Raw genomic sequence first — 529 nt, 5'->3', positions numbered from 1 at the left:
ACCAGCCGGATCCGCGGCCGCGGCCGACCCCGAGCCCGCCTCGGGCCCCGCGGGGGCAGGCAGGGCCGCGGCCTCTGCTGCGTCGGGGACGTACACCTGCTCACCGTCGAGCAGCACCCGAGCGAGGTTGACGGCCGACAGCTCGGCAGCCGGAGTGGCGCCGCCTGCGGCCGTGATCGCCTCGGCCACCCGGGACCCGTCGGTGAGCTCGACGATCCCGGGTGCAGCGACCTGCCCCGCGACGTGGACCACCACCACTGCACGGCCGTCGTCCTCCTGCGTCCCCGACCCGCGCTCCACCACGGGATCCCCGTCCGTCGTCGCAGAGGCCCGACCCTCCTCCGGCGCGGTCGTCGCCCCCTCCGGCAGGTCGCCCGCCTGGTCCGGACCGGGGCCCTCGTGCTCGTGGACCCATGAGCTCGAGGGGTCTTCGCCCAGCTCGACCGAGGGTCCCGGCACCCGCGTCAGGGAACGCACCACGACGAGACCCGTCACCAGCGCGAGCACCACGGCCGCCGCCACGGCGGCC

The 529-nt window shown here is 76.7% G+C and carries 1 protein-coding gene; it reads right to left on the bottom strand.

Annotation, left to right across the window (positions count from 1 at the left end):
- Positions 1-529: SLBB domain-containing protein (locus L0B03_RS18985; RefSeq protein ID WP_308200119.1), on the bottom strand; the 529-nt coding region annotated here is incomplete at both ends.

This window comes from Actinotalea sp. C106 (assembly GCF_023630195.1).
In the GTDB taxonomy this organism is placed as follows: domain Bacteria; phylum Actinomycetota; class Actinomycetes; order Actinomycetales; family Cellulomonadaceae; genus Actinotalea.
Note: the sequence above shows the minus strand (reverse complement) of the source record. Positions and strands in the feature narration are given on the sequence as shown.